At 49.8% G+C, this 8,650-nt stretch carries 11 protein-coding genes; 2 read left to right on the top strand and 9 right to left on the bottom strand.

What is annotated here, in order from left to right; all coding sequences use genetic code 11:
- From H1D44_RS20380 to H1D44_RS20365, 4 genes are all read right to left on the bottom strand, one after another.
- On the bottom strand, positions 1-1,111 hold a 1,111-nt coding region (locus H1D44_RS20380; protein ID WP_220128194.1), incomplete at its 3' end, for an HNH endonuclease.
- The gene (locus H1D44_RS20375) at positions 1,090-1,554 is read right to left on the bottom strand and encodes a GNAT family N-acetyltransferase (protein WP_181517101.1); all 465 of its coding nucleotides are present in this window, start codon (positions 1,552-1,554) and stop codon (positions 1,090-1,092) included. The genes H1D44_RS20375 and H1D44_RS20380, both read right to left, overlap by 22 nt.
- 83 nt (positions 1,555-1,637) lie before the next feature.
- The gene (locus H1D44_RS20370) at positions 1,638-2,189 is read right to left on the bottom strand and encodes a hypothetical protein (RefSeq protein ID WP_181517100.1); all 552 of its coding nucleotides are present in this window, start codon (positions 2,187-2,189) and stop codon (positions 1,638-1,640) included.
- Between the two features lie 82 nt (positions 2,190-2,271).
- Entirely contained in the window at positions 2,272-2,832 is a 561-nt protein-coding gene (locus H1D44_RS20365) for a hypothetical protein (RefSeq protein ID WP_181517096.1), read from the bottom strand.
- Between the two features lie 207 nt (positions 2,833-3,039).
- Between H1D44_RS20365 and H1D44_RS20360 the strand changes: the two genes are divergently transcribed.
- Positions 3,040-3,342, top strand: a complete 303-nt coding sequence (locus H1D44_RS20360; protein WP_181517099.1) for a hypothetical protein — start codon at positions 3,040-3,042, stop codon at positions 3,340-3,342.
- A 20-nt stretch (positions 3,343-3,362) separates the two neighbouring features.
- Here H1D44_RS20360 and H1D44_RS20355 read toward each other — a convergent pair whose 3' ends face one another.
- The 3 genes from H1D44_RS20355 to H1D44_RS20345 all read right to left on the bottom strand — a co-directional run bounded on the left by H1D44_RS20355 (position 3,363) and on the right by H1D44_RS20345 (position 6,013).
- Complete coding sequence (locus tag H1D44_RS20355) at positions 3,363-4,574, bottom strand: hypothetical protein (RefSeq protein ID WP_181517098.1); 1,212 nt, start codon at positions 4,572-4,574, stop codon at positions 3,363-3,365.
- A 71-nt stretch (positions 4,575-4,645) separates the two neighbouring features.
- Positions 4,646-5,368 (bottom strand): hypothetical protein, encoded by a 723-nt coding sequence (locus tag H1D44_RS20350; protein ID WP_181517097.1) that lies wholly within the window; start codon positions 5,366-5,368, stop codon positions 4,646-4,648.
- Between the two features lie 84 nt (positions 5,369-5,452).
- Positions 5,453-6,013 carry a hypothetical protein gene (locus H1D44_RS20345; RefSeq protein WP_181517096.1) on the bottom strand — a complete coding sequence of 187 codons (561 nt, stop codon included), beginning with the start codon at positions 6,011-6,013 and terminating at the stop codon, positions 5,453-5,455.
- Positions 6,014-6,239: 226 nt separating this feature from the next.
- Between H1D44_RS20345 and H1D44_RS20340 the strand changes: the two genes are divergently transcribed.
- Positions 6,240-7,205, top strand: coding sequence for an integron integrase (locus H1D44_RS20340; protein ID WP_181517095.1), 966 nt, complete (start codon positions 6,240-6,242; stop codon positions 7,203-7,205).
- A 189-nt stretch (positions 7,206-7,394) separates the two neighbouring features.
- On the opposite strand, the gene H1D44_RS20335 is transcribed toward H1D44_RS20340, so the two are convergent.
- Positions 7,395-8,165, bottom strand: coding sequence for an NERD domain-containing protein (locus H1D44_RS20335; protein WP_238984604.1), 771 nt, complete (start codon positions 8,163-8,165; stop codon positions 7,395-7,397).
- A 184-nt stretch (positions 8,166-8,349) separates the two neighbouring features.
- The gene (locus H1D44_RS20330) at positions 8,350-8,586 is read right to left on the bottom strand and encodes a hypothetical protein (protein WP_181517094.1); all 237 of its coding nucleotides are present in this window, start codon (positions 8,584-8,586) and stop codon (positions 8,350-8,352) included.
- Between the last annotated feature and the right edge of the window lie 64 nt (positions 8,587-8,650).

Raw genomic sequence — 8,650 nt, 5'->3', positions numbered from 1 at the left:
GACGGTGGGTTCGTTGCTCATTTCGTCCTCCTGATGGCTGCACTATAGCCTGTGCAGCTCTGGAGGGGGTCACTTCAGCATTGCCATCCCACTTCTCATAGTCATATGCCTTCCGTATGTCAGTGGACGTCAAATCCAAGTCAACATCGAGATCCAGCTCCTTACCTTTGGTCGGATCAATCGAATACGTTGCCGAGAATGCACTCCCTGAATAGCTGCTCGACAAACACATGACAACCCGCATTACACCGAAGTATTCGACGTATCCACGAATGAGATTGCTATCTGGATCGCCATTAACATGGACAACGTGAATTGGAATTCCAGCGGGCCTTTCAAGCACTAAATCCTTCTCGTAGTAATACCCAAAACACGGTTCAGACTCTTGTTCTTTTAGAAATTGAATAGCATGCTCACATTCGCTCACGCTCACGCCAGTTGTAGAGACCAACGCAAGCGCTGTTTTGACAAATGAGCGCCCGGCATCTAAACCACCGAAGGACAAGTTAAATTTAATTGGATTCTGGGAGTAGTTGGATTTCTTCTGGGCTTTCTCAAGCAGTTCATCAGCATCAAGTTGGGGGTATTTTCTTGCGACACCTTTCAGCATCCGTTTTGCTTCAGCCATGTTTCTGGCTGAAATGTTAATCTCTACGCCGCTTTCATTCTTGTGCTCTTTGAAAATAGGTCTTGGCAAGTCCAGTGATCCATCAGCGTTGAGTACCCATTCATCTCCGCTGGTGGTTTGAAAATTCTGATAAGGTGCATCACCACGCTCCCTGTTAATTCGAAAAAACAGACTCAACGGGTTCATTTGGCGCGCAAGTGCAGACTCCCAGTTATCACCGGATTCTGAGTTGCAGCCCACACACAGGAAACCTGAGACTTTCTTCCTGCCTCCAATAGAGTTGGGAATCAAGTGTTCACGAGAGTCTATTTCTTTGGAAATCACTGCTTCACACAGCAAACATCGTTTTTCCCGATCGCTTCTCAAAAGGTCAACTCCATTTTGCATAACGCCCGCAGCACGCGCGGCCTTGTAGTGGAGGCGCAGCCGCAACGAAAAGGCCGTCGCCGTGCCTGCGCTGGTTAAGAGGCGATCTGCTTGCACATAACATCGACCATCACTCCCTTATATTCGCATCGTTCAAGATGGCACCACCCGAGCTTTTCATAAAGTTTCGAGGCGAACTCGGTGTAGAGGTACCAGGTATCAGCATTGGAACGAATTGCCTCAGCTTCGCATTGAGCGATCAATTCAGTTGCTATTCCCTGATGCCGGAAAGACTCTTTGACATAAACGGCAGCCAGCCAAGGGGATAAACCCGGTTTAGTGTCCATATCGTTCTGCACTAAAGCAGCCGAACCAACAAGTTGACTCCCCGACACGGCAACAAAGATTGAAGGAATACCCTCTCGACCTGCAGCTTTGGAGATTGCTTCGGCTCGACCTTCCAGAGTAAGCGTGGGGTTCAAATGCTTCCACTCTGAATGGTGGAGCTCCGCCAACTCTGCAATGAATTCTTTTTTGTCAGCCAGAGGAACAATTTCCACAGTCTTTGCCTCTTAACGCTGCCAACACCGGAAATTTAGGAGCGCAGCGAGTAAATTTTCCGAGTGATTGGCCTTGTTAGCACTTACAGCTTTGACAGCAGAGTGCGTCTCTTCTGTTTGATTTGTTTCCGGTATCGCGCTATTTCTTCACGATGGTACTCCACTGCCTTAAGAACTTGCTCCCTAGTCATTGACCCTGAGAGCAATTGAGATGAGTAATCCCGTAGCTTGGTGGCCATATCATTAAGGTCATCTAAGACAACCTGCTCGCCACTCTTTAGCTCATTAATTAATCGAGGAATTTCAGTGTAGCTAGAAAGTGACACACTGAATCTTGTCGGGTCGAATATTTGGTCAAACTTGTCAGCCAGATGGTAAAGTCCAGCACATATATGATGTTCGTAGTAGCTTCCCATGAGTTTCCCATCAACATCTGCTAGATATCGCGAAAGCTCATCATCATCGATTGAAAATTTTGCGCCCACCAAATAGGAATCGGTTAGTGAAAGCGCCCTATCCAGCTCGTCGCCCAACTTCCCGACAACTTCGCGAATCTCTTGTCTGGCAGTCGCATTCGTTTTGGCACCCAGGCTGATAATTGATTTTGCCGCGTCAATAAATGCTTGAAAACTCACCGTTCTCCCCTTGCTCGAGTGCTAACGCCCTGCTCAGCGGGCAATTGAAGCGCAGCGTAAATTGATCCGCTGCAGCAGTTTGTTATGCATTGAACATTTCCCGCCTGAACACTCCGAGTTTTGCCGCCCACTCTTTTGACACTTTGTGCAGAATATGAGCAAGCTCTCTACAGCATTCGGGAGTAAAAACGGCATTATCCTCGCCCAAATCTGTATTTATGTATTCAAGAATATTGCCATGGCAAAGGTTGTGGCGAACACGCACCACCTCAGCATTGACTAGATTAGGCTTCTTACTTTCTAGCTTCTCTAAAAAATCACCCTCTTCTGGAAAAGCCAATGCTTCTACTGGCAATCCTGCATCTTGCGCAGATTTTAGAAGCCTGTTGCTCAACGTTTTAATAGGATCAAGTGCCTTCACTCGAGCTGGCTCTTCTACTTGAGACATTGTAACCCTCAAGGAGGCTTCTATACCGTTAAGGAAACTTGTGCATGCTGGTAGATAGAGTTCGCTTTTTAGTGCTTGAACCGCCTGCGTAAAAAACCAATGGACTTCAGCGCCAAGACCTTGCTCAGCGAAGAATACTTTCTCTTGATACTCCCTTCGTCCGATCTCTATGAACTCTTGAATTTCTTCATCCATGCACTGACCTCAAGATGCATAACGTCTAAGCTAAGCGGCGCGGCGTTAGCCGCGTCCGGTGGAGGCCGAAGGCCGGAACGAACTTGAGCGACTTGTTAGGTAGCAGTCCATACTGGCAACACTGACCATATTAGAAACAACCCGAATGCCACACCTAGAAAGCATTGAAGCCGAACAACCAACTTAGGCCAGGACCCCACCAGTTCGATGAACCTTGAAATACGTTCGGAGCCGGCGATTGCAATTATGAAAGCAGCCAGTAGAGCAATTGCTGCTAAGACATTGAAGATTGTGGGCGTATTAGATGCCGGAGCGGTTATCCATAGAACCATAGCAAGCATGATCCGAATCGCAATCGCGAAAGGAACAGCACTGTTCCTACGCATGAATGCCCGCACAAAAGAAGTCAATTTTGCGGGAAATAGTACACCCCACGTCGACATCCCAACAATCAGTGCTGCTAGGACCGCCAATACGAAGGCGCTGATGAGTATCATAAGTGCTACCTAACGCTCAAAACAGCGGCGCATTTATGCGTCCGCCTGGTTTTGCTTGTTAGGAGCGAACTGGCTTCTGATGTGCACATCACGCACTTCAACGAAGCGCTTGCATCTCTCCATTAGGTTGTAATCAAGAAGTTCAGCGCCACCTAAAGATCCTTTCAGCAAGGCAATAAACTCCCTAAGATCTATTACATGAAAGAAGGCCCCCGTGGCTTCCATCGAAGTCATAAGGTCTCGCGTAATTTCCGACCAATCTCCAGAATGTTCAAGTTCGGTAATTAGAACGATGCAGTGCGATGGCTGATCACGTACGACAGCTAGCTCGATTCCATTCTGGTCGAAAATTTTCTCTCCGCGACTGATAGCCTTGCAGGCACCCACGAGTTGCTTAATCGCTTTTGTAACTTGCTTTTGAACTCCTGAGATTCGTCGAGCCTGACTTCTCTCGAACCCTGACCCTAATATCGATAAATCCTTGGATTCAATCAAGAAATTACCGTATTTATGGAAAGACAACACATCAGTTAGCTCTCGTTTCTTTTCCCCTATTTGAACTAACGGCGATTTATATAACGTCAGAGGAAATACTGACTCTAGTGATGCCCATATTGCCCGCTCTAAGATATCACCCTCGTTGAGATCGTCTATTTCAATAACATGTGATTCGCGCAGACCTATAAAGTGGTTTCTATTCGCTCGCCATGGCTCGAGGTTTAGGCGAATGCTTGCTAAAGGAACCAATGCCGCATCCGGATATGATTGTGTGGTGTCAGTTGAGTAACAGAAGCAATCAAGGGCGTGGGCGAAATCACGATCAAAGGACCCTACTTGTAGAGATTCAAAACTGCCGACTAAAGTGTATATCGCCTCAGCATCTTTCTCTATGAATTCGAGGTTGGTCCATCCCAAACAAACATCCATTTCGTTAAACAGAAAGAGTGCTGATTGTCGGTCTTTGGCCAGACGCTGGATGGCTAACATTTCTTCCCTTACTCTTACAGCTCCGGAAATGAGCAACGGGGCATCAGGAGAATCATGTATTCGAACCCCATGGCAAAGATAGCTGCCCTTCTTTCCCAGCAGGAACTCCATTGGACACCCTGCGAACAAAGCCTTAATTGACGATGTTGGCGCTTTCACAAGGAAGGCAATTTCTGCCCCGCCATTCGCAGGAACTATCCAGAGGGATGCCTCCTCCGACCGCATCTCTCTATAAACTCGCTCGCTTGGAATGTGCATGTAGTTCCTAACGCCTTGCTCACCGGAAAATTGCGAGCGCAGCGAGTAATTTTTCCGAGTGCAGCAATTTGTTATGTGTTTTGACACCTTTGACTACCTTCGATCCATTTTTTCGATGGGCGGGGTTCCCTTGTTATATAAGCTGAAAATAGACTAGACAACTCCTTTTCGCTCCCATATTGAAGGCCCGCTTTTTCTGATATTTTTTGGGCTAGGCTATTTTCGCCTGACATCCAATTTATATATCCAATACTACCTTCGCGGTATTTTATCAAACCTTCAGGAACACTAGAAAATTGATTAACGTCGATTACAACAACGTTTCCCGAAACCCTACCGCTCAATTTATGAGCTTTTGTGAGAGCTGTTCCCATCACAGGAATAGAAGTCATTAAACCCATACCCAAATCCAAAGTATTATTTTTGGAATCTCTCATTGCATCCGGATAGCAACCATTAATATCGCTCATGCTTCCAGTAGAAATAGCCGCTTTAGTAGTATAGCCTTGAAGCAACATATGCCTTGATAGAGAAGTGGCAATAGCTATGCACCGACTTGGATCTGGCTCTTCGAAATTAGAAACAAGAATAAAGCCATCACCAAATTGGTGGGCGAATATTCTATCCCCGTAGTTATTACTTGGATCGCCAGGATAAACCTTTTGTCCCACCTTTATGACTGCATCCATAAGCTGGTGTAAACCCCAAATCGCTTTGGTTTGAGTTGCATCGTTATACTCATAAAGGTTAGAAAAACCCTCTATATCAATACTTATGCCCCAACGTTTATCCATGACACTGCTTGCCTCTAGAACACATAACGCCCTGCTCAGCGGGCAATTGAAGCGCAGCGTAAATTGATCCGCTGCAGCAGTTTGTTATGCATTGAACATTTCCCGCCTGAACACTCCGAGTTTTGCCGCCCACTCTTTTGACACTTTGTGCAGAATATGAGCAAGCTCTCTACAGCATTCGGGAGTAAAAACGGCATTATCCTCGCCCAAATCTGTATTTATGTATTCAAGAATATTGCCATGGCAAAGGTTGTGGCGAACACGCACCACCTCAGCATTGACTAGATTAGGCTTCTTACTTTCTAGCTTCTCTAAAAAATCACCCTCTTCTGGAAAAGCCAATGCTTCTACTGGCAATCCTGCATCTTGCGCAGATTTTAGAAGCCTGTTGCTCAACGTTTTAATAGGATCAAGTGCCTTCACTCGAGCTGGCTCTTCTACTTGAGACATTGTAACCCTCAAGGAGGCTTCTATACCGTTAAGGAAACTTGTGCATGCTGGTAGATAGAGTTCGCTTTTTAGTGCTTGAACCGCCTGCGTAAAAAACCAATGGACTTCAGCGCCAAGACCTTGCTCAGCGAAGAATACTTTCTCTTGATACTCCCTTCGTCCGATCTCTATGAACTCTTGAATTTCTTCATCCATGCACTGACCTCAAGATGCATAACAGTGATTGGACTGCGCGTCCTGATATTGGATGAACACCTCTGCGCGTTCAACAATATTATCTGACGCGCATCATTTCTTCCAACTCATTGATTTCTCTAGCACCTAAGTATAGCTCGGCTACCTATCCAGAATTCGCGCGCTTGCGCGTTTTGCCGGAACCAATAATACTGTATGCATATCCATGCTACGAAGGAGACGCTGTATGGATACGCACAACAAGCCACCGAAGCTGATGGACCGTGTGAAGGCCACCATGCGGGTGAAGCGCTACAGCCCACGTACCGAGAAAACCTACTGCTACTGGATTCGCTACTTCATTCGCTTTCATGGCGTCCGCCACCCTGCCAGCATGGGCGGTTCCGAGGTGCGAGCCTTCCTGGAGCACCTTGCGGTGGAGCGCCAAGTGGCAGCTGCCACGCAGAACCAGGCCCTAAATGCTATCGTCTTCCTCTATCGCCATGTTCTTGAGCAGCCCTTGGGCGAGATCGGTGAATTCTCACGCGCCAAGCGCCCACGCCGATTGCCGGTCGTGTTATCCCATGAGGAAGTGATGCGCGTACTGGGCCACCTTTCCGGCTCCATGTATCTGATGGGGACTTTGATGTACGGCTCAGGGCTGCGGCTCATCGAAACATGCCGCCTACGTGCCCGGGATATCGACTTCGAGCGTCAGGTGATTACGGTGAAAGCTGGCAAGGGCGACAAGGACAGAACCACTTTGCTGCCTGCGAGCTGTCTTCCTGCCTTGCAGCATCAAATCTCCACGGCCAAACAGCAACTTGACTATCGGCTGCAGCATGGCCGCGTACCGGTGACGTTACCTCACGCACTGGATCGCAAGTACCCAAATGCGGGCATCTCCTTGGCTTGGCAGTGGCTTTTTCCTGCCACACGGCCCTGCTGCGATATGGATGGCAAGGTGGTTCTCCACCATATTCATCCGTCGGCAGTGCAAAGAGCCGTCAGGCACGCCATGCGAGCCGCATCGCTACCACGCCCCGGCTCCTGCCATACTTTGCGGCACAGTTTCGCCACTCAGTTGCTGAGCCAGGGAACCGATATCCGCACCGTTCAGGAATTGCTGGGTCACAAGAGCGTGGAAACCACTCAAATCTATACGCATGTACTGGGCAAGGGCTTTGCCGGCGTGCGCAGCCCTCTAGGATAGAGGACGCCTGGCGTTCAGGCACGCTACCGCCAGGGAATGCCACTTGTCGGCCTCCCCTCTTGGCAGTTACTGGCCGCCGCATGCCTTTATCGGACGATGTTGAACTCCGATTCGAAGCACTGCTTTAGATTAGCCTTGGCAAATAAACCATCGGCAGGTGCCGTAGCAGCTTGAGCCTGATATCCCGCCCTACGCCACATCCTGCACCTCCCGACACTTGGGATAGGCCGAGCAGCCCCAGAATTTGTTGCCGGCGTTTGCGCCTCGCTTCGATGTGCGCAGCACCATGGCACTGCCGCACTTGGGGCAGGTTCTGTCGGAGCTGGATTCGAAGCGGGCCTGGAGCTGTTTCACGTGCTGGCGGTGCGTTTGTCGCGTGGCCGCCAGGCGGCCGGTGGTGATCTTCTCCAGCACTTGCTCTACCTGGGCTTGCGTCAGCACGGGCTCGCGGAACGATTTGATGTATCGCACGTAGCCGCCGCCGATGGTGACGTTGTCGGGCATGCGGGTCTTGAATACGGCGCTGCCGGAGAAGACCACCAGCGAATGGATGGTATCTGGCGGCACGTCGAGCAGGGCTTCCAGCGCTTTGACGTGCTTGTAGTTCTGGCGCAGCGGGTTCTGGAACTTGAAGCTCTTGCGGTAGAGCTTCTGGGTCCATTGGGCCTGGCGTTCGCTGCCAAAGATCCAGCCCGCCATGTGCTTGGTCTCGATGACGAAGATACCGTAGCGGGACACCAGTACGTGGTCGATCTGGGTGGTGCCGTCGGGGGTGGGCAGCGTGACGTTGTGAACGCCGCGGTACTCCTCTGCCGGCAGTCGCACCTTGGCGATCAGCTTGACGAAGGCCTCGCCGAACATGCCCTTGACCGAGCGAGACTTGAGAATGCCGAGCAGCACCAGGAGGGGCAGCACCCACCACAGCGGCCTGAGGGCTTCAAGGAAGAGGGTGTAATCCAAGATCTCATCTCGCGGTAGGGGTCGGGTATGAGGCCTTTGCTTCAGCCTGCTTAGCCCAACGCTAACCCCTTAAAGCGTGTAATTCTACGTAACGAGCCTGAATTTTGATCTTGGTCGTAGTGCTGTGGCGGAAGGCTTACTTGATGTAAGCAATATCGCACAAGCGGAAAACTGATCTTCGCTTTTATTCCGCTGAATGCCACAGATCCAGCAATACCGCGTTGATTGGATCGCCGGTGAACTGGATCTCGTGGCCGGCGCCTTGCACCACCTTGCGCTCTGCGTCGATCTTGTCTGCCAATTCATCGCAGATCGTGTCGAAGCCTCTGCTGTGCCCCCCGGAGACGACAAGCTTGGGATAGCTGGCCTCCCGCAATTCGGCGAGCGGAAGCGCCGCATTCCACGGGGTGAAGTGGTCCAATTGGAGCGGACACCCCGATAAGCCTCATAATGGAGGCAATGGAGGTGTTCATGACCAAGAAGAC

The organism is Billgrantia kenyensis (assembly GCF_013697085.1).
Classification (GTDB): Bacteria; Pseudomonadota; Gammaproteobacteria; order Pseudomonadales; family Halomonadaceae; genus Halomonas; species Halomonas kenyensis.
Note: the sequence above shows the minus strand (reverse complement) of the source record. Positions and strands in the feature narration are given on the sequence as shown.